This is a genomic window from Pseudoalteromonas sp. PSi26, assembly GCF_054960575.1.
The window spans coordinates 1-21,947 of the sequence record NZ_JBHNYT010000012.1 but is presented as its reverse complement, the minus strand read 5'-3'; the positions used below and the strand labels follow the sequence as shown (position 1 = coordinate 21,947).

Genomic DNA, 21,947 nt, shown 5'->3' with positions numbered 1-21,947 from the left:
AAAAAATGTTGTTAAAAACCAGATTAGCTATTTTCTAATAAACGTCCTTGGCCAATCTCAATTTTGCGCGGTTTTAATGCTTCAGGTATTTCGCGCTTGAGTTCTATAGTGAGTAAACCGTTTGCTAAGTCAGCGCCAAGTACTTTAACATGGTCTCCTAGCTGGAACTTTCGCTCGAAATTGCGTTCTGCAATTCCTTGATGAATAAACTTACGTTCTTTGTTTTCATCTTTATTTGCTTTTATACCTGCTACTTTTAATGTGTTATTTTCTGACTCAATGCTTAGCTCATTGTCGCTAAACCCAGCAACAGCCATGGTGATTTGGTATCTGTCTTGATCGAGTGCTTCAATATTGTAAGGAGGAAAGCTCGGCTGTTTATCTGTATTCGCCGCAGCATCCATTAAAGACGCTAAATGATCAAATCCAATGAATGAACGATAAAGTGGTGATAAGTCTACTGTACGCATAATAATATCCTCATATTTAAGCGATATTTTGTTTGCACTTTTCATTTGAACAAGTACTAACAAATATAAATTAATAATATAAATTTCAATTGTTTAAGTTTAGTTTAGGACCCATCAGGCGTCCTACTAAACTATATATGGACGGTAAAAATGTTTTCAAGTAAATAAATTAAAATATTTAAAAAAATTCCTCATTTTATAAACTAGTGAAATTAGTAACCCATTTTGAGGCATTAAAAAGTCAAATGCTTTTAATGCCTCAAAATGGTTGTTCAGTATTGTAGATTAGCGCTAAGTATTCATCGCTAATTAGTGTGTTAATGTGCCACGAATTGGATAATCGTTTTCGCGAATAAATTCAATGCCAGCCAACAAATCATTTAAATCAGGGCGTGAAAAAGGTGCATTTGATTTATCTAGTATCTGAATTTGATCATGCTCGTTAATTACAAAAATAGCAGGTTCAGCAAATGGGTGATCGGTTTCTTTTTCACTGCGTGGTTCACTAATATACAGGCCTAAATCAGTCATTTGAGCTAATGATAACCCACTATAAAGAGGAAAATTAACGTGTAAATCGTTTAGATGCTCTGTTAATTGTGCGTGACTGTCACCACTAACAGCGGCAATCTCTACCCCTGCATCTTTAAATTTATCATTCATTTTAGCAAGTGCATTAAGTTGTTTAGTACATAATGGACAATGCTTTCCGCGATAGATTACTATCATTTTCCAGGGTAAATCTGTCTGTCGAGCCGACACGTCAACAAGGTTGTTCTCATTATCTTTAACTTTAAGTGAAGGCATTTTCATTGCTGGTTGTAAATAATTGCTCATGATCTTGATCTCCTTTGCAGTTAAAAAACATATTCTATATGTTCGTCTCAAATATAGAGCTTAGGGTTAAAGTTATAAATTCAACCATTAAAATGTAATCAGGAAATTTCTAACGTAATCAGCAGACCTTATTAGCTAAAGGCCTGATTTGTGTAAAGCAGTGAAACTTTAACATAGGCTTTATTAGCAACTGGGCTTGATACACAAGCAAACGCTAAAGCTCTGCCTATCAAATAACAGTGGCTGCTTAGCATTTATGTTAGGGTTGGCTTTAAATTATAAATAGGTCAGATAAAATCAATGGCATTAATACGTAGCACGTTAATAAATTTAAGTTTAGCAATACTCGTGTTTTACTTAGCAAGTGCCTACCAAACGCGTAATTTACTTGAAACAAACCATACTCCTGCCCCTTATTTTAACTTGCCTATTTTAGATAAAAATAACGAAAGATTTAGTATTGCAGAGCTTGAAGGGAGAACAACCATTGTGTATTTTTTTGCTCCTTGGTGCTCGGTATGCCGTTATAGCATGCCCAACTTACAAAGCACGTTAATAGACTCTGACATTAATGTAATTGGTATTGCCCTTGATTATAAAAATGAGCAGCAGGTTATTCAATTTCTAGATGACCTAAACCTTAATATCCCTATACTTCTTGGTAATCAATATACCCAATCAAATTATAAAGTAAGCGCTTTTCCAACTTACTACGTAATAAATGCAAATTTACAGATAACAGCACACGCAATGGGCTATTCAACCCAATTAGGAATAGCGGCAAGGACGTGGTGAATTATGCCGTCCATGACTCGGTCAAATTAATGTTCATCGCAATAATAGAATGGCACAATCACTTTTTTGCGCTTTATTATATTTTTTAATCATTTAAACTAAATCGAATCAAATAAAGGAGAGCACTATGCTTACAGTAATTTTTGGCCGTGAAGGCTGCCCATTTTGTGTTCGTGCCAAAGATGTTGCAGAGCAACTTGCCAACGAGCGCGATGATTTTAAATTTCGTTACATCGACATTATAAAAGAAGGCATAAGCAAAGCCGATTTAGAGAAGTCAGCAGGTAAACCTTGCCCTACTGTTCCACAAATTTTTGTTGATCAAAGTCACATTGGCGGTTTTACCGAATTTGAAGCTTACGCAAAAGAAAATCTAGGCTTGTATAAGTAATCTTGTATCAATTTTGTTAACCAGTTTAATAATCCAATTATTTGGCTGGTTAAATTTCAACCAACATCAAGCACATACAAATTAGTTTTAATTTATACAAGCATTTGCCTCGCTAATCCTATATAATGCGCGCCTCTTTAAATTCGTTGAGGCGTATTAATGTCAGAACCAGTCACGTTTGAATCTCTAAATCTTTCTCCTGCAATTTTGAAGGCAGTTGAAGAGTTGGGTTACAAGACACCATCTGAAATCCAAGCTCAATGTATACCGTTATTGCTAGAAAGAAAGGACGTACTGGGACTAGCACAAACGGGTACAGGTAAAACCGCAGCATTTGCACTGCCGTTACTAAACAATATTGACCCGTCTGTGAAACAGCCACAGATCCTTGTACTCACACCTACACGTGAGCTTGCGATCCAAGTTGCTGAGGCATTTGAACAATATGCAAAAGGTACTCGTGGTGTTGAAGTATTAGCACTATACGGTGGCCAAAGCTACAGCATTCAATTAAGCGCACTTCGTCGTGGCGCTCAAATCATTGTTGCTACTCCGGGTCGATTAATCGATCATATTAACCGTGGCACTATCAAGTTTGACGCTCTTCAGGCACTTGTGCTTGATGAAGCCGATGAAATGTTACGTATGGGCTTTATCGATGATGTAGAAAGCATCATGGAAAAAACACCGCGCGAAAAGCAAACATGTCTTTTCTCTGCGACTATGCCTAAGCAAATTCAAAACATCAGCAGCAAATATATGAATAACCCTGAACAGGTTCATATTTCTGCGCGTAACTCGACAGTATCATCTGTTGAGCAAGTGTTTTGGAATGCAAGCGTACATAAAAATAAAGCGATTGTTCGCTTTTTAGAAGCTGAGCAATATGAAGGTGCTATTGTTTTCGTTCGTACACGTAACGACACAGTTCAACTTGCTGAGTTATTAGAGCGCGAAGGTTTCTCTGCTGCTCCACTTAACGGTGACATGAACCAGCAAGCACGTGAACGCACGGTTGATCGCTTAAAAAGTGGTATGCTAAATGTTGTTATTGCAACAGATGTAGCAGCTCGTGGTCTTGATGTTGACCGTTTAAGCTTAGTTATCAACTACGATATTCCACAAGATTCTGAAGCCTACGTTCACCGTATTGGTCGTACAGGTCGTGCAGGTCGTACTGGTAAAGCAATTTTATTTGTTAAGCATAACGAACGTTACTTACTTAAAAATATCATTCGTCATACTAAGTCTGAAATTGCACAGGTTGAATTACCAACAGCCAAAGTTGTTGAAGAAAAACGTATCGCTGCCTTACAAGCAAAATTAAGTATTGCGCTTGAAAACAAAGACATTACTTTCTTTAACGAAGTAGCTACTAACATGGCTGAAAAACTTGACCTTCCTCTTGAAAACTTAGCGGGTGCTTTACTGTGTTTAGCGCAGCAACAGTCGCCAATTAAAGTTGAAGAAGTTAAGATTCAACCACGTGAGCGAAATGAACGCAATTCACGCAATGACCGTGGTGATCGCGGACGTCGTAACGAACGTGGTGGTGAACGTTCTGAGCGTAAACCTCGCGAGCGTAACAGCCGTGATGCAGGTCCTATGGATACTTACCGTATCGAAGTGGGTCGTGAGCATGGTGTTCAGGTTAAGAATATTGTTGGCGCAATTGCTAACGAAGCTGATATATCAAGCAAGTTTATTGGTGATATTCGTTTACACGATCAGCATAGTACGGTTCAATTACCGCAAAACATGCCTAAAGATGTACTGGATCATTTCCAAAAAGTGTTTATTTGTAAACGCCCTATGGGTATGACAATTACACAAGATCAAGGCCCAGCTGAGCCACGTGGCGAACGCCCATCTGGTGATAGAAAGCGTAACGATGGCCCACGCGGTGATAAGCGTAGCGGACCTCGTAAAGAACGTCGCCCAGTTAGCTTTACCGCTAAGTAAGCAACAGTTCTTTAATAAAAACCTTGGTATGAAAGTACCAAGGTTTTTTTGTATCTGAAATTTAAGTAATGGTTCAAGCTGTTCTGCGTAACTGACAACCGTAAGCCATGATTTTCATCTAAACGCAGCGACTATTAACTGCTGTGTAAATCATTTAATTAAAACTAAAAAGCCTCACCATTTTATTAATAGTGAGGCTTTTACTGTATTGTATCGAATGCTCTATGTTAAGGCGCTACAGCTGGATACACGTAACTTGCATCCAACCCTAGCGGAATACCCAAAGCCCAATAACCGAGTAGAAATAAGCTCCAACCAATTAAAAATGCAACCGAGTATGGCAGCATCATCGCTATTAGCGTACCAATTCCCGTACTTTTAACGTATTTTTGACAGTAAACTACAACCAGCGGAAAGTAAGGCATAAGCGGTGTAATAATATTAGAGCTAGAATCACCAACACGATAGGCCGCTTGCGTTAAATCAGGTGAAATACCCAGTTGCATTAACATAGGCACAAACACCGGCCCTAGTAATGCCCACTTTGCCGAGCTAGAGCCTACAAATAAATTAACGAATGCGGTTAAAAATATAATACCTACCACCGTTACCGAACTTGGAAGTGCCATGGCTTTTAATAACTGCGCCCCTTCGATTGCAAGTAATGCCCCTAAGTTAGATTTGCTAAAGGCAGCAATAAATAACGCACAAAAGAATGCCATAACAATGTAGTAAGCCATACCGCCCATTGCCTTGCTCATGGCATCTATCATATCTTTAGAGCTTTTAAATGTACCTACTGTAAAGCCATATACTGCGCCTGGGATCCAAAATAACAAAAAGATCAACGGCACAATAGATTGCATCAAAGGTGAACGGAAGTTAGTTAAGGAGCCATCGCTACTGCGCATTGCAGAGTCAGCAGGAGCAGAGACATACGCAAGTAAAGCAATGCCTGCAATCATTACGCTGCTTGCTATGAAGAATGCGCGCTTTTCATCGCTTCGAGCATCTTCAAAAACAGGTAAATCTTCACTGTTTCCATCAAGTGGCGTATTTTGTAAACGAGGTTCAATAATTTTATCGGTGATATACCAACCTAGTAATACAATAAACAGACTTGAAGCCGACGCAAACGCCCAGTTATTTAACGGGTTTATCGACATATCAGGATTAATAATATGGGCAGCACTTTGCGTAAAGCTTTGTAGTAGTGGGTCTATTCCAGATGGAATAAAGTTGGCGCCAAAGCCACCACTTACACCGGCAAATGCCGCTGCAATCCCGGCTAATGGGTGCCTTCCTGCTGCATAAAAGATTACGCCAGCTAACGGTATCACAAGCACGTAACCTGCGTCCGTCGCTGTATGGCTTACAATAGCAACTAAAATAATAGACGGCGTTAACAGCTTTTTTGGCGTTACTTTTAACATTAGCTTAAGACCAGTGTTAATAAAACCTGAGTGCTCTGCTACACCCACACCTAACATAGCTACAAGTACCACCCCCAAAGGAGCAAAGCCTGTAAACGTTTTAACCATAGAAGATAAAAACGTAGCCAGTGAGTCACTTGCTAACATGTTGTTTATTATAATGGCTTCGCCAGTTCGCGGATCGATTGCATCAAAACTTACGCCAGAGAACCACCACGACAAACCCCATATTAATAACATGGCAAACAAAAAGATAATTGCTGGATCGGGTAATTTATTACCAACCCGCTCAACTACGTTCAAGAAGCGCGCAACAACTCCTGAAGGTAAAGCATCTTGATTATTATTCATTGTATTTCGCTCATTAAAATTTATTTAAGTAACAATATCGCATTAATACGCAACAGTAAATTAACGTAAAAAGCTATTTTAGGAACGTTAAACAAAAAAAGCACGATTACCTAAGATAATCGTGCTTTTTTATTCATTTGGCTATTAAGCGAGCGCTTTCACTTCTTCCCATAAGCGAACAACCAATGCTTTATCTTCTTCGTTAAGTTCACCGTTACGGTAAGCTTTGACCAAGCTTTGCTCTACTGTTTCGTTTAACTGCTCAATACTAATAGTCAGTTGCTCAACTTCAGCATAGCCTACAGCTAGATCAAAATGACCCCGTAAGTAGCCGCCTGCAAATAATTCGTCATCCGTTGCTTTGATCACTAAATCGTCATAATACTGTTGGGCCGCGTCAATATAGTTTACTAAAGTCACTTGTTCATCTCCTGATTTTGTATAGCACCCGTTTTATCTTGGTATTGATGCCCTACTGCATACATAATATGGTCGTTAAATCCGGTGGTTACTTTCATATAACCTGTTAATTCATCGTCTAATTCACTGTCGCCTGTGTCACAAATTAATGGGCGACCATTCAGCGCTTGTAATTTAGTTTTAGTTGCAACAACAATAATATTTTCTTTGCCAATAGCGCGGATAAGCGCAGGGCTTAGCTGCTGATTCCCGCGACCAAAAATATGCCCTTGTCCACCGATTAAAGTGATCACAAGTTTGGTATTTTGCTCATGGGTAAGTTCTAGTAACTCAGCGGCTGTTAAATCTTGGGCTATAAGGGTTTGGTCTTTTATTAAATCAACACCCAACAAAGTATTTTCAAGGCCCATTTCTTCCATTATAGCTTCTACGGTTGAGCCACTACCCATAATGTAAAGTGTGTCTTCGTCCATTTCGCTCACTACGTGGGCCGCTATATCTGAAAGTACTAATTCGTCTGTTTCTTTACCGCCATTTTTAACGGCTTGCACATAACGTACTTCGCTGGGTATTTGCATCTCGCCAAAACGTTTTGCTTTTACCGTGCCTTGTCTAAAAGCATCTTCATCAATATCCATTACATCGGCATCAGCCAAAGTGACTAACTCGCCTTTTACGAGCATTTCAACAACACGCCCGGCGGCTTTAGGCGTAATAGCATACACGCCAGAGTGGATTTTACAGCCAGCAGGAATACCAAGTACAGGAACGGTGTCTTCAATGGCATGACACACATTACGTGCTGTGCCATCGCCTCCGGCAAAAAGTACTAGGTCAACACCAGCATTTTTTAATAGCTTTGCAGCCTGCTCTGTGTCATCTGGGGTGGTTATAGTTTCTGTGTTGTAAACAACTTCTACCTTAAAGCCTAAAGCTTTTGCAGTGTGTTCGCCCATATCGCCATTTACAGTATAAATTATAAGACGCTCTTTATACGGAAGTAGTACTTCGAGTGCGGCTTTAGTACGGCTATTTGCTTTAGGCTGTGCACCTAGCTCAATAGCTTTTGCTGCGGTTTGCGCTCCATCGCTTCCTTTAAGGGCAACGCTTCCGCCTAATCCTGCTACAGGGTTTATAATTAAACCTAATTTAAACTGCATCACAAAACTCCTGAGTATGTTGCCAATTAAACTGCTTTGCGGTCATTGGCCATGGTGTATTGTAAAAATTGGCAAGAGCAATTAATAGTAATTCTGTTCGTGGATTAAATCCGTTTTCAATCAAGTTAATTACACGCTGGTGCACTCGCTTTTGAAAATCAAAGCGACATGTTTGCTCACCATTTAAATTATCAACCGATACATTAAAAGAAAAACCTGCAGCAGCGCTTAATAACCATTCTATGGCTTGTGGCTTGACTTCTACACTTTCGAACTCAGCCTGCTGGTGTTTATCGCGGCCATCGGGGCAATACCAATAGCCGTAATCTTCTTGTTGTCGACGATCAATGCCCGCGACCAGCCAATGGGCTATTTCATGCAAGGCACTGGCATAAAAACCATGTGCAAACACAATTTGATGATAAGGGGTGTCTTGTGTTGCGGGAAGGTACACGGGCTCACAATCACCTTTGATCAGCCTTGTATTATGGCTTTGGTAAAATGTGTTTTCGAAAATAGAAATAAGATCAGCGATTTGATGCATATAATACGACTAATTCGTCTCGGTTAAAGCGCCTTTTGGCGCACTAAAAACGAGACGAATTGTACGGGCTTTTATAGCTAAAGTAAAAGTCGCTTACTGACCTATATTTATAAATCAACCCCGGCTTCATCTGCATCAACAATATCGGTTTCTTGCAGTGCTTGAGTTATCCAGCTTTGTAATACAGGGCATGCTAATACATGTTGGCAATAACTATTAGCGGCTTTAGACAAGGTTACCTGATAAGTTTTCAATCGCAGTACAATGGGGGCATACATTGCATCAACAATACTAAAATCGCCAAACATCCACTGGTTTGGGTAAATTTCTTGCTGTTTAGCAAATATGTCGTCGATGCGGGCGATGTCTTTTTTAGCATCATCTGAAAGTGTAATTTTTCGCTTTGCCCTTATATTCATTGGCATTTCACTTCGAAGAGCCATAAAGCCTGAGTGCATTTCAGCGCTTAAAGCTCGTGCAGTTGCACGCTGCGTTACGTATTTAGGCCAGGCAACTTGCGAAAGGTACGCATCGTTAATGTATTCACAAATAGCAAGTGAGTCCCACACATGTAAATCACCATCAATTAATGCTGGCACTTTTTGAACTGTAAAATGTTTTTTTAACTCGCTGTAAAAGTCTGGAGTATCGAGTACAAGCTGAATTTCATCAAACTCCAATTCAAATTTACTCATTAAATACCATGCGCGCAATGACCAGCTTGAGTAGTTTTTATTGCCGATAAATAATTCCATTACCTATTCCTTGTTAAAAACGAACTTCCCAACTGTACATTAATTAATCGTAAAATAAATACTAAAAATTACTCGTTACTGTTTTTATTTAGTTGCTTAGTAATATACTTTTTCAGTATGAGTGTATTTCGGGTATTAGCTTTAAAAAACGCATCAAATATATCGCCAAAAATAGGAATAGATCCGACAAAAAAATCTATCAGCATATTAATAATTATCCGCAGTTTAACATGCCAGCTAATACCTAACTTTTGAGCCTCAAATAATACGTAACTAGATAAAATAAGCCCTATCACATCCCCTACAACGGGCACAAAACCAATCACCGCCTCAATACCAAACCTAAAGTTTGTAAAAGGAAAACGAATACTACTGTCGGTTAATTGGCTAAAACGCGCAAGGCGCGCAAGGGTTGCTTTTTGTTTAGCGTATTTAGTGTGTGTTTGAATTGAATTCTGCATAATTTACCTCTGTGGAAAATTATATAACGGTAAAGTTGAACTGCGCCTTAAACTACATTAACTATTTTACATAAACAAAAAGCGCGAAAAACGCGCTTTTATAGTGACTAAATTCAAACCATTATACAGAGCCGTTAATAGGCCCGTGTTCGTGGTTTACATGCGGGTTTTGACCGCGTTGACGCAATAAATGATCCATTAGCGTAATGGCCATCATTGCCTCAGCAATGGGTATGGCACGAATGCCCACACACGGATCGTGACGACCTTTGGTGATCATCTCAACCGCTTCGTTGCTTGTATTAATGCTCTTACCAGGGATAGTAATACTTGACGTCGGTTTTAACGCAATAGACGCTACTATGTCTTGCCCTGTAGAAATACCTGCAAGCACACCACCAGCATGATTAGATGTAAAACCCTCAGGTGTTAGTTCATCACGATGCTCTGAACCTTTTTGCTCTACTACATCAAAGCCATCACCAATTTCAACACCTTTAACTGCGTTAATGCTCATTAATGAATGCGCAATTTCAGCATCTAACCTATCAAATACAGGTTCGCCTAGCCCTACAGGTACGTTGCTCGCCACGACTTTCACTTTAGCGCCGACTGAGTCACCTTGTTTTTTAAGGTCTCGCATATATTCGTCAAGTGCTTCTAGCTTGCTAGCATCAGGGAAAAAGAACAAGTTGTTTTCAACTTCATCCCAATCGTAACTTTCGGCTTTTATTGGCCCTAGCTGGCTCAAGCATGCTTTTACTTCAATACCATGAAATTGTTTTAAGTACTTTTTAGCAATGGCCCCTGCCGCAACGCGAATTGCTGTTTCGCGTGCTGAAGAGCGGCCTCCTCCACGATAATCACGAAGGCCATATTTGTGCCAGTAGCTGTAATCGCCATGACCTGGGCGAAACACATCTTTGATTTTGCCGTAATCTTGTGAACGTTGGTCGGTATTTTCGATTAATAAACCAATACTTGTACCGGTTGTTTTACCTTCAAAAACGCCTGCTAATATTTTTATTTGATCGCTCTCACGGCGCTGCGTGGTATATCGGCTTTGGCCTGGTTTACGGCGATCTAAATCTATTTGTAAGTCGGCCTCTGTTAATTCAAGACCTGCGGGAGTACCGTCAACAACGCCGCCTAAAGCAACGCCATGGCTCTCTCCAAAAGTGGACACTTTAAATAACTGTCCAATGCTATTACCTGCCATTAACTTTCCTCATTCCTAATGACGACCATTAGCTGGGCTAATATGCCCAGCCATGTATTCACTTACGTTTAAGTTAGCTCATATTAACCTAAAGCAAGTCGTGTTATTTTGAAAAATACTCATCTAGCTGTTTTTTGCTAATAACAAATACGCCTAAACCACCTTGTTCAAACTCAATCCATTCAAATGGCGCATTTGGATATAAAGCATCCATATGTACCATAGAGTTCCCCACTTCTACAAATAACAAACCGTTATCGGTTAGATGATTGCTGGCTTCGCTTAAAATAGTACGCGTTACATCAAGACCATCGTGCCCTGATGCAAGGCCTAGCTCTGGCTCATGGTGAAATTCGCGCGGTAAGTCTGCCATGTCTTCAGCATCCACATACGGTGGATTAGCCACAATTAAGTCGTACTTTTGGCCTTCTACGCCACTAAATACATCTGATTGAATAGGCAGTACTCGATCACTTAACATGTAGTCATTAATGTTGATATCAGTTACTTCAAGCGCTTCATACGAAATATCAACAGCATCTACTTGCGCTTGCTCAAATGCTTGTGCAAGTGCGATGGCTATACAACCCGACCCTGTACATAAATCTAAAATACGATTTACCGAGTTTGGCTCAACAAGCCAAGGCGTAAAACGATTGCTAATAAGTTCTGCAAATGGTGAACGAGGAATTAGTACACGTTCATCTACGTAAAACGGCATACCTGCAAACCATGCAATGTTAGTTAAATAAGGAACTGGAGTGCAGTCGTTTATACGCTCAGCAATAAGACTCGCTAGTCGGTTTTTTTCCGTACTTGTTAAGCGCGCATGCATTAATTCTTTTGGTGCATCAACGGGTAAGCTAAGGGCTGGTAAAAGCAGGCTCACAGCTTCATCCCACGCATTATCTGTTCCGTGTCCAAAAAATATACTACTACTTGCAAATTGGCTTGTAGTCCAACGTAACCAGTCATGTAAAGTTGACAGTTCTGCAACAGCTTCTTCGAGTGTTGCTTCTTCAATTTGTAAATCGCTCATATATTTTTACCTGTATTAGCTTACTGACTGTTTTGAGTCTTTAAGACGATTGCATTGCCTATATTGGCTTAGCAAATTACAATTGCCTCTCATTTAAGTATTGTACCGCCTTTTGCGCTGCGTTTTTACGTTTTTTTGTTTAGGTAATTGTTATGAAAAAAGACTCTCCATCACCATCGTCCCTAAGCAATGACGACATAGACTTATTTCGTCAAACGATCACAGGCGCTAAAGTATTTAAACAAGATACTCATCGTTTTGATACAAAGCCTAAGGTGTCACAAGCAAAGCAATTTGCCCAGCAAAAAAAGCAGGCTCAATCTGAATTTTATTTCTCAGATGAATATATTCCCGATATAGACACCCATGGCACTGTCAATTACGTAAAAGAAGGGCACGACACTTATTTACCCAAACAATTACGCCGAGGTGACTTTGCACCTGATTTAACACTTGATTTGCATGGCTTAAACAAAGAAATTGCTAAAGATGAATTAGCAGGACTCATTCACGAATGTAAAAAGCAACATTATTACTGTGCATGCGTAGTGCACGGAATTGGTGGAGGAATACTTAAACATAAAATTCCTCAGTACCTAGTTCAGCATCCAGACGTTATTGCAATGCATCAAGCGCCACTTGAATACGGTGGTAAAGGCGCGGTACTTATTTTAATAAACTTACCACAAAGCGATGAATTTAGACGCTAACCCAACACATTACTAGGAAGTAATTACGTGCATATTGTTTCTATTATTTTTCCACTTATATTCATTGTCGCATTGGGTTATGGCTGTTGCCGGCTTTCGTTTTTTAACAAACAGCACATTACAGGGCTGAGTAAATTTACTTTTTACATAAGTTTGCCGGCTTTTTTATTATTGAATATGTCGCAAATAGACTTAAAGCAAAGCATTAGTCTTTCTGCATTTTTAAGTTTTTATATGCCGGTTTTGTGTATTTTTGGATTAGGTATTTTAGTCGACCGATTTTATTTGAATATAAATAAAAGTAAAAATTACCAAAAACACGGCGTATTTGGTCTTGCGGCTAGTTACTCAAACATGGTGTTGGTAGGTATTCCTATCATTATTGCATCGCTGGGCAAAGAGAAAATAGCCATTGCTTTTATGATCATCACCTTCCACAGCACTTTATTATTTGCACTGACCTATTTAATTGGGGCAAAGGGCAATAGCAGTTCGTTCTCGTGGCCACAGTTTGGCAAAAGCATGGTGCTTAACCCTATTGTTTTAAGTATTGGTTGTGGCTTAATCATTAACGTATCGGGCATTGTATTATTTAAAAATTTAACGGACAGTTTGGCATTATTAGCAACCCCCGCAATTGCCTGTGCACTATTTGTATTGGGCGCAAACCTAGCGTTTTATAAAATAGCAGCAAACTGGCAACCTGCTTTAATTGCCTCGATTTTAAAAATTATTATATTGCCGGCAGGCGTACTATTTATTGGGTCGTATATATTTAAGCTCGACCCGCAAATACTTACCGTACTGGTTTTATTAAGTGCTTCACCTGTTGGCGTAAACGCCTATTTAATAGCGAGTCAAATTAAACAACATGAAGCAACGCTTGCAGGAGCGGTGGTGCTATCTACTATTTTAAGTGTAGTGAGTTTAACGTTTTGGTTAGCGGTTTTACTTTAATTTATAAGCCACCAGCAACATCAATAAAAGTGCCTGTGGTAAATGAAGCAGAATGTGAGGCTAAAAAGTATATTGCAGCAGCCACTTCTTCAGGTTGCCCCCCCCTACGCAGAGGAAGGTTACTTTTAAGCCGCTCTACCCGCCCCTCTTCACCACCATCTGTGTGCATATCAGTGTAAATAAGGCCTGGCCTGACACAATTAACGCGCACGCCTTTGCAAGCAACCTCTTTGGCGAGACCCATGGTCAATGTATCAATAGCGCCCTTTGTCGCTGCATAATCAATGTATTCATTAGGTGAACCTGTTTTAGCCGCTACCGATGACACATTAACAATACTGCTACCAGGTAACATACGCTTTATGGCTTCTCGGCTACATATAAATGTGCTGGTAATGTTTGTAGTGAGTAATTCGTTAATTCGCTTTGCGTCCATGTTTAGCAGGGGCATTTGAGGTTTAAGCACACCGGCATTATTTACAAGTACGTCGAGCCGGCCAAATACTTTATCTATACGTGAAAATAAATCGCTAACATCGCTCTCTTGAGATACATCGGCCCTTACTAGTTCGGCTCGTACACCATAACTTCTTACTCTATCAGCAACGTATTCTGCTTGAGTTAAACGGGTCTTGTAGTTAATACATACATCATATCCGTGGCGCGCAAAATAAACAGCGGTGGCTGCCCCTATACCTCGGCTAGAACCGGTTATGAGTACCACCCGCGCTTTGTTCATACAAAATTAGTCCTTTAGCGCTGCCACTACCGAAATTTCGACCAATAGCGCACCGCGCGCCATTTTAGCTTCTACACAGGCGCGTGCCGGTGCATAACCTTCTGGTACCCATGCATCCCACACAGCATTCATATCGGCAAAATATTCCATACTTTTTACATAAATTGTTGCGCTTAACATATGCTTTTTTGAGCTACCGGCCTCATCTAACAATGCTTCTACTTTATCGAGCATGGTTTGCGTTTGCTCTGTTATTCCCTTTTCAGCATCAGCGCATACCTGTCCACACAAATAAACAGTGCCGTTGTGTTTTACAATGCGGCTCATTCGCGCACCGGTTTGAAGACGTTCAATGGTCATATTAGTCTCTTAATTTATAAATCGGCAGGAGCGTTTATATTTATATATTCGCTACGATTCGTATTTTCGTTGTAATGAATGACAGCCACAGCACCTGTATTAAATATAGGCATGTTTCCAGGGCAAAGCTGATCAACCAAATAGCTCACTATTGGCATATGCGCTACAATTAACCAGCTGTTACACTCGGGGTGCATTTGAATGAGTGTTTCAAGGTAATCAGCTGCAACATGCGGTTTGCCTTCCGGGGTAATATCGGCACACGTTTCGCTATATTTAAACGTGATGCTTTCAGCGACCCCCTTTGCTGTTTGTTGAGCTCGTACGTAAGGGCTAACTAACAATGCATCCGGTTTTTGCGTATTGGCAAGCCACTGCCCCATTTTTTTTGCTTCTAAATGACCCACTTGGGTTAAATTTCTTGCCGCATCATCGGCCTGCATAGGTGCAGCTTCGCCGTGGCGCATTATTAAGATTGTTTTCATAAAAAATCAACCGATTAAAGAATATAAATAGTAGCCAGTTTGCTCACTTGTCAGCTATATTAACAACATAAACTTATTTTTTCTAAAATAGTTCTTTCACGACATTCAGGTAAATCTTTTAGCACACCCTTGCTGCCCTGAAGTTATCCTCTGTTGTTATCAAGTAAACGTTTAGTTTCAGGAGCACCATTTGAATATCAGCCGCAATGATAATAGAGCATACCGCGCCCTTACACTGGACAATGGTCTAAAAGTATTGCTTGTGCAAGATAAAGATTCAACAAAGGCTGCTGCATCAATGGCTGTAAATGCTGGCCACTTTGACGATCCTGCTGATAGGCAAGGTCTTGCTCACTTTTTAGAGCACATGCTTTTTTTAGGCACAGACCAATTTCCAGACTCTGGAAGTTTTAATAATTTTGTTTCGCAAGCAGGTGGAAATACGAATGCATGGACCGGTACAGAACACAGCTGCTACTTTTTTGATATAAACAATCAAGAATTTGAACACGCATTATTACAATTTAGCCGCTTTTTTATTGCCCCTCTGTTAAGTGCTAATGAAACAGAAAAAGAACGTAATGCCATAGATGCAGAATTTAAATTAAAAATTAAGGACGATGCCCGTCGCATTTATCAAGCCCATAAAGAAACGGTTAACCCTGCGCATCCTTTCGCAAAATTTTCTGTTGGTAACCTGCAAACACTCGCAGACAGAGAACGCTGCATTAGCGACGAACTTTGTGACTTTTTTAATGATCATTACCAAGCACAATGGATGACATTAGTTGTATGTGCAAACGAAAAGCTAGACACTCTTCAAACTTGGGTTGAAGCTCACTTTAGCCAAATTTTAGGAAATAAAGCATCTGTAAAACCTGAGATCAGGGAGCCACTTTATCGAAAACAAGACCTAGGGAAAATATTACATATAGAGCCACACAAACACATGCAAAAACTGATCGTTAGTTTTGCAATGCCTAATATTGATGACTTTTACCGACATAAAACCGTAAGTTTTATTGCACATTTACTCGGTTACGAAGGGCAAGGCTCACTGTATTCTATTTTAAAAGAGCAAGGTTGGATAAATGCCCTTTCAGCGGGAGGGGGCATTAACGGCAGTAACTTTAAAGATTTTAACGTCAGCATGGCGCTTACCGATGAGGGTATAGAATATTTTGAAGATATTATCGAAATGCTTTTTGAGTACATATGTTTAATTAATGCCAACACAGAAAAGCTACCCCGCTTATATCAAGACAAAAAGAATCTTTTACAAATTGCGTTTGATAATCAAGAAAAATCACGACTTATTGATTGGGTAAGTAGTTTAAGCATCAATATGCAGCATTATGACGAATGCAATTATGTACAAGGTGACTACCTAATGGAAGGCTTTAATAAAGCAACGCACGAAATGGCAATGCAATGGTTAAAACCTAACAATATGCGTATTGTACTTATTCACCCTGACGTAGAACCCGAGCATAAAACTGCGTGGTACAACACACCTTATAAAGTAGAAAAAGTATCACCTAGTTGGCTTGATGCCCTTAGTGATATCAATAAACCACTTAAAGATATGTACCTACCCACTGCAAACCCATATCTCACTAAAGAGGTTGAGCTTTTCGAAATAGAAAAGCCCCAAGAGCAACCCACACTTTTGGTAAAAGAACCGGGGTTTGATTTTTGGTTTAAACAAGACAGTACATTTAGAGTAGCGAAAGGTCATTTTTATTTAGCTATGGACTCTGATTTTGCGGTAAAAGACGTAAAGCACATGGCGTTAACACGTTTATTTACCGATTTATTTATGGATAGCGTTGGCGAACAGTTTTACCCAGCAGAACTGGCTGGTTTAAGTTATCATTTAACCTCCCACCAAGGAGGACTTACACTACATACTGCAGGGTTATCATCGAGCCAATTAGAACTCGTCGATGAACTTTTAGATGCGTTATTTAATGTAGATATATGTGCAAAGCGCTTTGCCGAGTATAAAAAACAACTTGTTAGGCATTGGCGTAACAGCAACCAAAACAAACCTGTTAGTGAGCTGTTTAGTATTTTAGGTGCAAAACTAATGCCTTGGAATCCTCAGCCTAACGATTTAGCAGCAGCTTTAAAAGCAACAAGTTTCCAGCAATTTAATGAATTTAGACAAGACTTTTTTAAGGCGTTACATGTAGAGTCTTTTTTACATGGTAACTGGCAAGAAAATCATGCTTTAGAATTTCAAAAAAAGGTGGCTGCACATTTGCAGAATGCCACAACTATCGACGATTTAAGACGCCCTCTATTTGAAATAAAAAAAGCAACACGTTACGAAATTGAATTACCGTGTAACGATCATGCCATGGTTGTGTATTACCAGGCACAAACCAATGACGTGAACGAAAAAGTTAAAATGATGGCGTTAAATCATTTAATAAACCAAGACTACTTTAACGAGTTGCGCACAACACAACAGTTAGGCTATTTGGTTGGTGCGGGTTACGCGCCTTTTAACACCCGGGCAGGCATTGCTTTTTATATACAGTCCCCTAAATTTGATTCAAAAACCTTGCTGCATCGCCATACTCACTTTATGAATCAGTATTTAAGTAATATCAATGAGCTAGACGAGCATAGCTGGCAGCAACAAAAACATGGTCTAAAAACGCATATTGCAGAAAAAGACAAAAACTTACGTTTACGCTCACAACGATTATGGCTTGCTATAGGTAATAGAGATCATAATTTTGATATGCAAAAACGATTGCTTTGTGCACTGAACATGCTGACTCTACAAGAAATTAAAGATTATGCTCTGGTACTTTTTGATGAAGATAGGCCAAGATACGAGCTTTTAAGTAACGCTAAAGCTAATAAATCTCAAAAAACACCGGTTTACTCGCATTCTCTTTGACTCTTGAATGTCCTTGTTTTAAATTGTCATTAGTAAATTAGTAGTAATAAAAAATGATAATAAAAACAATAAAACTAAACCTATTCGCTGTATTACTTGCTTACTCGTTTGATACTTACGCCTTTGAGTCTTCATTTAAATACAATTCAGACACTCTGCTGTTATTGTCGAGCGCTATTATTGCGCTCGCTTTGCCATACCTATTATTTGTTATATACAAGCTTAGGCGCTCTCGTCGCCAACTTCGCCTCTCTGAAAAACGTTTAAAAAGTACCGTTGAAGGCAGTGGTGACACCTTGTGGGATTGGAATATAAAAACAGGCGAAGTTATTCGTATTAACGATAAATACATGATGCACTCCCCCACTATTATGGGTTTCCCACCAAATAAAGGCCTTATACACCCACAAGATATTCCTCATGTTGAGCATCTACTAAAAAAACATTTTGCAGAGCAAAGCGTTTTTTTTGAAGCCACATACCGAATTAAAGATACATTTGGCAAGTGGCATTGGGTGCTTGACCGCGGCAAGGTTATTGAAAAAGATGCAAATCTAGCCCCGCTCAGAATGACAGGCACTGTTCGCGATATTTCACAGTTAAAATCAACCGAAGAACGATTAAATCTGTTTGCTAAATGTGTTGAGTCGTTTACTGATGCGCTGGCAATTTACGATAAGAACTTTAAATTAGTCGATATAAATCCCAGTTTTTTAACGTTATTTGGTGGTATGCGCGAACAATACCTAAATAAAGATTTTAAATTGCCTGGATACGATACAAGTTACGTTGAAAACATCATCGATGTAGTGCGCCAAACTGAGCATATTCAGCAAGAAATTAAACTGCGCAATAATGAGCGTGTATTGCTGCCAATAGAAATATCAATTGATGAAATTAAAAACGAGCAAAACCAAATTACTAACTACGTGGTTGTTTATTCCGACTTAACAGAGCGAAAAAAAGCAGAGTCGCAGCTGCATAATTTATCAAATCGAGATCGCACCACAAGCCTGCCTAACCGTAATTTATTTTTTACTAACTTACATAAACTGGTTCAGCAAGACGCTCACCATGCATTACTTGTTTTTGATTTAGATAACTTTAAAAAAATAAACGACTCATTAGGTCATCAACTAGGTGATAGTTTACTGGCAAAACTTGCTATGCGATTAAATAAACTCACCCGCGAAAACGATGTATTTTATCGCTTGGGAGGCGATGAATTTGCACTTGTAATGTCAAATACGAACGACCTTCATGTAATCACTCGCACTGCAAAACAGTTTTTAGCGGCTATTTCCACCCCATTTAAAATGGCAGGGCACGAGCTGGCTATTACCTCAAGTGTCGGTATTGTGTTGTTTCCTGAAGATGGAAACACACCCGAAGTACTACTTAAAAATGCCGACACCGCAATGTACCATGCCAAAAAGAAAGGTAATAGCTACCTGTTTTTTAACGACACCATGAACCGCCAAGCAGTCAAACGCTTACAAATTGAAAACCTAATGCGTTTTGGTTTGAAAGAAGATCACTTTGAAGTCTACTACCAGCCAAAAATGAATATACGCACGGGCAAGTTAACAGGCATGGAAGCGTTAGTCCGTTTTATTACTCCTAAAAAAGGAATAATAAGTCCTGGCGTATTTATCCCTATTGCTGAAGAAACAGGTCAAATAATAGATATTGGAGAAGTTGTTTTAAACAAAGCCTGTCGCGATGTAAAAAAATGGCTGGACGATGGACTGTTTAATGGTCGTGTTGCCGTTAACCTATCGGCAAAGCAATTTAGCCTTCCCGATTTAACGTCGCGTATTGATATTATTTTGCAAAAAAATGCTTTGCCATCGTACTTTTTAGAATTAGAGATTACTGAAGGCACAGTAATGGATGATCCAAACGAAGCCATTAATATTATGCGCTCGTTAAGCGCCCGAGGTATTCATTTAGCTATGGACGACTTTGGTACTGGGTATTCTTCTTTGGCTTATTTAAAACAGTTTCCGCTAAATACGCTAAAGGTAGACAAAGCGTTTATTGATGATATGAAAAACGAGCGCGGCCGAAATATGGTCGATTCAATCGTCACGATTGCTCACAACCTTGACTTGCATGTCGTGGCCGAAGGCGTAGAACAAGCACATCAAATAGACATTTTAAAAACACTTAATTGCGAAACGGTACAAGGTTATTATTACTCAAAACCGTTATCTAAAGACGAATTTACTGAGTTTTTAAAACAACAACAAAGTAAAGCAACGCCAAGCTTAATTAGCTCTAAAAAAAGTAATGTGGCGTCTATAAGCTAAGCGCGCCACATGCAGGTATTAACACCGACATATCTCAACCAGGCTCGCCTGTAATGAACGTTAAATAAAAACCAAGCCAAGGGACCAAGCAGCGCACTGAGCACAAGCCAACGCTTTACGGGCATTCCTTTTTGTATTGTGTCTAAGTACATAAGCGGGATAAACAAACTGCTAAGTAAAACAAACCACAAAACCACATACCTTATCTAATTAAATTGGCGCGCAGTTTAGCGTTTCTTCGATTAAATTTAAAGCAATACACCTTTAACAAAAAAGCAGTGTATTTAGGGCCGTTGATCTTTTGGATTAAATTTTGTTCAAATCAGCGGCTATTTAATCGAGGCGCGAGGTTTGCAACCTAGTGGGCTAAATAAAAACCGCTGATTTTTAATTTAATTAATAATTTGATGAGCGCTACTTTTCAGCACGCCCCATAAATTTGTTTTCAACCGTATTGATACGAATGCGATCGCCCGTTGAAATATGCTCAGGAACAGATATATTCAAACCAGTAGACATGCGTGCTGGTTTTGAACGAGCACTGGCTGAAGCGCCCTTAATAGACGGATCAGTTTCTTCAACAACAAGCTCAACGCTTGAAGGTAAATCGAGCCCTACTGGCGCTCCATCAATAACAATAACGTGCACACCTTGGGTTTCTTCATTGATGAACAAAATTTCTTCACTAATGGCATCTTTATTCAAGTTATACGGCGTGTAGTCTTCGCTATCCATAAACACGTATTCGTCGCCATCTATATACGACAGCATAGCTTCACGACGAATTAAGTCAGCAAGCGTTAGCATATCGCTGTCTTTGAACGTTTCATCAACCTTGCCACCGGTCACTACATCGTATAAACGCATACGGTATAAGCTTCCACCAGCACGGCCTTGAGGAACCGAGCGCACAATATCTTTTACTACTAATACACGACCATTAAACTCAATAGCTGTGCCTTTTTTTACTTCACTCGCCTTTGGCATGTGTAAATCCTATTATTTTTTTGATTGCCAGAAACATACCACGAACTGAACTTTGTTCAACAATAAAGTGAGCTAAAACGGCTTATACCTTGTATTGACTTGTAAAATCTATATTTATACTAAAATACATATAATCAATTCATAAAAAAACTGCTATGGTGTATCTACCTAGTATGACTTCAAGGAATGGATCATGGATCAAATAAAAGTACATGAGTATTTAATCAAAAAGCCGCTTGTGTTGGTTACCAAACCATTTGCTCAAGAGGTTGATGTCTATAAAGTGAATCATAAAATGTTCGCCACGCTTGCTGTTGGTAACGATGGTGAAACTAACGAAAGCGGTGAAGTGATTTGGTGGCTTAATTTAAAGTGCGATCCCGACGAGGCACTTTCGTTACGCGATATTTACCCCGCGGTTATCCCCGGCTACCACATGAATAAGCGTCTATGGAATACGGTTATTTTAGACGGTTCAATCCCACAAGGTGAAATTGAACGCATGATTGATAATTCGTTTAATTTAGTCGTGGAAAACATGCCTGAAAAAGACCGTAACATGATAGCGCAACATTTAAATGCTGATTAAGCTTACTTATAAGCCTGTTATTTAGCCTAGTTAGGACACAAAAAAACCGCATATAAA

Annotated in this window: 23 protein-coding genes; 8 read left to right on the top strand and 15 right to left on the bottom strand. The window is 39.5% G+C overall.

Annotation, left to right across the window (positions count from 1 at the left end):
• Positions 1-23: 23 nt before the first annotated feature.
• Together ACFI34_RS13355 and ACFI34_RS13350 are read right to left on the bottom strand one after the other, a co-directional pair.
• Positions 24-470 (bottom strand): Hsp20 family protein, encoded by a 447-nt coding sequence (locus ACFI34_RS13355; RefSeq protein ID WP_462673852.1) that lies wholly within the window; start codon positions 468-470, stop codon positions 24-26.
• 309 nt (positions 471-779) lie between these two features.
• The gene (locus ACFI34_RS13350; RefSeq protein WP_462673851.1) at positions 780-1,307 is read right to left on the bottom strand and encodes a redoxin family protein; all 528 of its coding nucleotides are present in this window, start codon (positions 1,305-1,307) and stop codon (positions 780-782) included.
• A 300-nt stretch (positions 1,308-1,607) separates the two neighbouring features.
• On the opposite strand from ACFI34_RS13350, the gene ACFI34_RS13345 reads away from it, so the two are divergent.
• The 3 genes from ACFI34_RS13345 (at position 1,608) to ACFI34_RS13335 (ending at position 4,455) form a co-directional block, all read left to right on the top strand.
• Entirely contained in the window at positions 1,608-2,102 is a 495-nt protein-coding gene (locus ACFI34_RS13345; RefSeq protein ID WP_462673850.1) for a TlpA family protein disulfide reductase, read from the top strand.
• Between the two features lie 127 nt (positions 2,103-2,229).
• Complete coding sequence (locus ACFI34_RS13340) at positions 2,230-2,493, top strand: GrxA family glutaredoxin (protein ID WP_010555975.1); 264 nt, start codon at positions 2,230-2,232, stop codon at positions 2,491-2,493.
• A gap of 159 nt (positions 2,494-2,652) precedes the next feature.
• Entirely contained in the window at positions 2,653-4,455 is a 1,803-nt protein-coding gene (locus ACFI34_RS13335; protein WP_462673849.1) for a DEAD/DEAH box helicase, read from the top strand.
• A gap of 227 nt (positions 4,456-4,682) precedes the next feature.
• Here ACFI34_RS13335 and ACFI34_RS13330 read toward each other — a convergent pair whose 3' ends face one another.
• The 8 genes from ACFI34_RS13330 to prmB all read right to left on the bottom strand — a co-directional run bounded on the left by ACFI34_RS13330 (position 4,683) and on the right by prmB (position 11,837).
• The gene (locus ACFI34_RS13330) at positions 4,683-6,239 is read right to left on the bottom strand and encodes an AbgT family transporter (RefSeq protein ID WP_462673848.1); all 1,557 of its coding nucleotides are present in this window, start codon (positions 6,237-6,239) and stop codon (positions 4,683-4,685) included.
• Positions 6,240-6,383: 144 nt separating this feature from the next.
• A complete protein-coding gene (locus tag ACFI34_RS13325; protein ID WP_006793362.1) occupies positions 6,384-6,659 on the bottom strand; it encodes a YfcL family protein in 276 nt (91 codons plus the stop codon).
• The gene (locus tag ACFI34_RS13320; protein ID WP_462673847.1) at positions 6,656-7,819 is read right to left on the bottom strand and encodes an ATP-NAD kinase family protein; all 1,164 of its coding nucleotides are present in this window, start codon (positions 7,817-7,819) and stop codon (positions 6,656-6,658) included. The genes ACFI34_RS13325 and ACFI34_RS13320 overlap by 4 nt, the downstream gene beginning before the upstream one ends.
• Positions 7,809-8,363 carry an elongation factor P hydroxylase gene (locus ACFI34_RS13315; RefSeq protein ID WP_462673846.1) on the bottom strand — a complete coding sequence of 185 codons (555 nt, stop codon included), beginning with the start codon at positions 8,361-8,363 and terminating at the stop codon, positions 7,809-7,811. Before ACFI34_RS13315 ends, ACFI34_RS13320 begins: the two co-directional genes overlap by 11 nt.
• A gap of 107 nt (positions 8,364-8,470) precedes the next feature.
• Positions 8,471-9,118 (bottom strand): glutathione S-transferase family protein, encoded by a 648-nt coding sequence (locus ACFI34_RS13310; RefSeq protein WP_305397855.1) that lies wholly within the window; start codon positions 9,116-9,118, stop codon positions 8,471-8,473.
• 68 nt (positions 9,119-9,186) lie between these two features.
• Positions 9,187-9,579: a DUF4112 domain-containing protein gene (locus tag ACFI34_RS13305; protein WP_462673845.1), complete on the bottom strand. Its 393-nt coding sequence runs from the start codon at positions 9,577-9,579 to the stop codon at positions 9,187-9,189.
• A gap of 121 nt (positions 9,580-9,700) precedes the next feature.
• Positions 9,701-10,798: a chorismate synthase gene (gene aroC / locus ACFI34_RS13300; RefSeq protein ID WP_462673844.1), complete on the bottom strand. Its 1,098-nt coding sequence runs from the start codon at positions 10,796-10,798 to the stop codon at positions 9,701-9,703.
• A 103-nt stretch (positions 10,799-10,901) separates the two neighbouring features.
• The gene (prmB, locus tag ACFI34_RS13295) at positions 10,902-11,837 is read right to left on the bottom strand and encodes a 50S ribosomal protein L3 N(5)-glutamine methyltransferase (RefSeq protein WP_006793354.1); all 936 of its coding nucleotides are present in this window, start codon (positions 11,835-11,837) and stop codon (positions 10,902-10,904) included.
• Between the two features lie 152 nt (positions 11,838-11,989).
• On the opposite strand from prmB, the gene smrB reads away from it, so the two are divergent.
• Both smrB and ACFI34_RS13285 read left to right on the top strand, forming a co-directional pair.
• Positions 11,990-12,547, top strand: a complete 558-nt coding sequence (smrB, locus tag ACFI34_RS13290) for an endonuclease SmrB (protein WP_462673843.1) — start codon at positions 11,990-11,992, stop codon at positions 12,545-12,547.
• Between the two features lie 27 nt (positions 12,548-12,574).
• Positions 12,575-13,504 (top strand): AEC family transporter, encoded by a 930-nt coding sequence (locus tag ACFI34_RS13285; protein ID WP_462673842.1) that lies wholly within the window; start codon positions 12,575-12,577, stop codon positions 13,502-13,504.
• Between the two features lies 1 nt (position 13,505).
• On the opposite strand, the gene ACFI34_RS13280 is transcribed toward ACFI34_RS13285, so the two are convergent.
• From ACFI34_RS13280 to sixA, 3 genes are read right to left on the bottom strand one after another with little or no spacing between them, the layout of a single operon-like run.
• Entirely contained in the window at positions 13,506-14,243 is a 738-nt protein-coding gene (locus tag ACFI34_RS13280; RefSeq protein WP_462673841.1) for an SDR family oxidoreductase, read from the bottom strand.
• Positions 14,244-14,249: 6 nt separating this feature from the next.
• Positions 14,250-14,603 (bottom strand): RidA family protein, encoded by a 354-nt coding sequence (locus tag ACFI34_RS13275; protein ID WP_462673840.1) that lies wholly within the window; start codon positions 14,601-14,603, stop codon positions 14,250-14,252.
• Positions 14,604-14,617: 14 nt separating this feature from the next.
• Positions 14,618-15,088: a phosphohistidine phosphatase SixA gene (sixA, locus tag ACFI34_RS13270; RefSeq protein WP_462673839.1), complete on the bottom strand. Its 471-nt coding sequence runs from the start codon at positions 15,086-15,088 to the stop codon at positions 14,618-14,620.
• Positions 15,089-15,278: 190 nt separating this feature from the next.
• Here sixA and ACFI34_RS13265 point away from each other — a divergent pair, with 190 nt between their 5' ends.
• Positions 15,279-18,002 carry an insulinase family protein gene (locus tag ACFI34_RS13265; RefSeq protein WP_462673838.1) on the top strand — a complete coding sequence of 908 codons (2,724 nt, stop codon included), beginning with the start codon at positions 15,279-15,281 and terminating at the stop codon, positions 18,000-18,002.
• A 53-nt stretch (positions 18,003-18,055) separates the two neighbouring features.
• A complete protein-coding gene (locus ACFI34_RS13260) occupies positions 18,056-20,314 on the top strand; it encodes a putative bifunctional diguanylate cyclase/phosphodiesterase (protein WP_462673837.1) in 2,259 nt (752 codons plus the stop codon).
• On the opposite strand, the gene ACFI34_RS13255 is transcribed toward ACFI34_RS13260, so the two are convergent.
• Together ACFI34_RS13255 and efpL are read right to left on the bottom strand one after the other, a co-directional pair.
• A complete protein-coding gene (locus ACFI34_RS13255; RefSeq protein WP_010555963.1) occupies positions 20,311-20,505 on the bottom strand; it encodes a hypothetical protein in 195 nt (64 codons plus the stop codon). The two genes, ACFI34_RS13260 and ACFI34_RS13255, sit on opposite strands and share 4 nt — an antisense overlap.
• Before the next feature lie 223 nt (positions 20,506-20,728).
• A complete protein-coding gene (gene efpL / locus ACFI34_RS13250; protein ID WP_006793345.1) occupies positions 20,729-21,301 on the bottom strand; it encodes an elongation factor P-like protein EfpL in 573 nt (190 codons plus the stop codon).
• 193 nt (positions 21,302-21,494) lie between these two features.
• Here efpL and ACFI34_RS13245 point away from each other — a divergent pair, with 193 nt between their 5' ends.
• Positions 21,495-21,890 carry an MmcQ/YjbR family DNA-binding protein gene (locus tag ACFI34_RS13245; RefSeq protein ID WP_462673836.1) on the top strand — a complete coding sequence of 132 codons (396 nt, stop codon included), beginning with the start codon at positions 21,495-21,497 and terminating at the stop codon, positions 21,888-21,890.
• Positions 21,891-21,947: the final 57 nt, after the last annotated feature.

What these genes read in the sequence shown, in the direction of transcription:
- ACFI34_RS13305 (WP_462673845.1), bottom strand. Translation starts at nt 9,579, where the DNA reads ATGCAGAATTCAATTCAAACACACACTAAATACGCTAAACAAAAAGCA.
- ACFI34_RS13345 (WP_462673850.1), top strand. Translation starts at nt 1,608, where the DNA reads ATGGCATTAATACGTAGCACGTTAATAAATTTAAGTTTAGCAATACTC.
- prmB (WP_006793354.1), bottom strand. Translation starts at nt 11,837, where the DNA reads ATGAGCGATTTACAAATTGAAGAAGCAACACTCGAAGAAGCTGTTGCA.
- ACFI34_RS13340 (WP_010555975.1), top strand. Translation starts at nt 2,230, where the DNA reads ATGCTTACAGTAATTTTTGGCCGTGAAGGCTGCCCATTTTGTGTTCGT.
- ACFI34_RS13315 (WP_462673846.1), bottom strand. Translation starts at nt 8,363, where the DNA reads ATGCATCAAATCGCTGATCTTATTTCTATTTTCGAAAACACATTTTAC.
- efpL (WP_006793345.1), bottom strand. Translation starts at nt 21,301, where the DNA reads ATGCCAAAGGCGAGTGAAGTAAAAAAAGGCACAGCTATTGAGTTTAAT.
- ACFI34_RS13330 (WP_462673848.1), bottom strand. Translation starts at nt 6,239, where the DNA reads ATGAATAATAATCAAGATGCTTTACCTTCAGGAGTTGTTGCGCGCTTC.
- ACFI34_RS13280 (WP_462673841.1), bottom strand. Translation starts at nt 14,243, where the DNA reads ATGAACAAAGCGCGGGTGGTACTCATAACCGGTTCTAGCCGAGGTATA.
- ACFI34_RS13335 (WP_462673849.1), top strand. Translation starts at nt 2,653, where the DNA reads ATGTCAGAACCAGTCACGTTTGAATCTCTAAATCTTTCTCCTGCAATT.
- ACFI34_RS13320 (WP_462673847.1), bottom strand. Translation starts at nt 7,819, where the DNA reads ATGCAGTTTAAATTAGGTTTAATTATAAACCCTGTAGCAGGATTAGGC.
- ACFI34_RS13310 (WP_305397855.1), bottom strand. Translation starts at nt 9,118, where the DNA reads ATGGAATTATTTATCGGCAATAAAAACTACTCAAGCTGGTCATTGCGC.
- aroC (WP_462673844.1), bottom strand. Translation starts at nt 10,798, where the DNA reads ATGGCAGGTAATAGCATTGGACAGTTATTTAAAGTGTCCACTTTTGGA.
- smrB (WP_462673843.1), top strand. Translation starts at nt 11,990, where the DNA reads ATGAAAAAAGACTCTCCATCACCATCGTCCCTAAGCAATGACGACATA.
- sixA (WP_462673839.1), bottom strand. Translation starts at nt 15,088, where the DNA reads ATGAAAACAATCTTAATAATGCGCCACGGCGAAGCTGCACCTATGCAG.
- ACFI34_RS13355 (WP_462673852.1), bottom strand. Translation starts at nt 470, where the DNA reads ATGCGTACAGTAGACTTATCACCACTTTATCGTTCATTCATTGGATTT.
- ACFI34_RS13260 (WP_462673837.1), top strand. Translation starts at nt 18,056, where the DNA reads ATGATAATAAAAACAATAAAACTAAACCTATTCGCTGTATTACTTGCT.
- ACFI34_RS13275 (WP_462673840.1), bottom strand. Translation starts at nt 14,603, where the DNA reads ATGACCATTGAACGTCTTCAAACCGGTGCGCGAATGAGCCGCATTGTA.
- ACFI34_RS13245 (WP_462673836.1), top strand. Translation starts at nt 21,495, where the DNA reads ATGGATCAAATAAAAGTACATGAGTATTTAATCAAAAAGCCGCTTGTG.
- ACFI34_RS13350 (WP_462673851.1), bottom strand. Translation starts at nt 1,307, where the DNA reads ATGAGCAATTATTTACAACCAGCAATGAAAATGCCTTCACTTAAAGTT.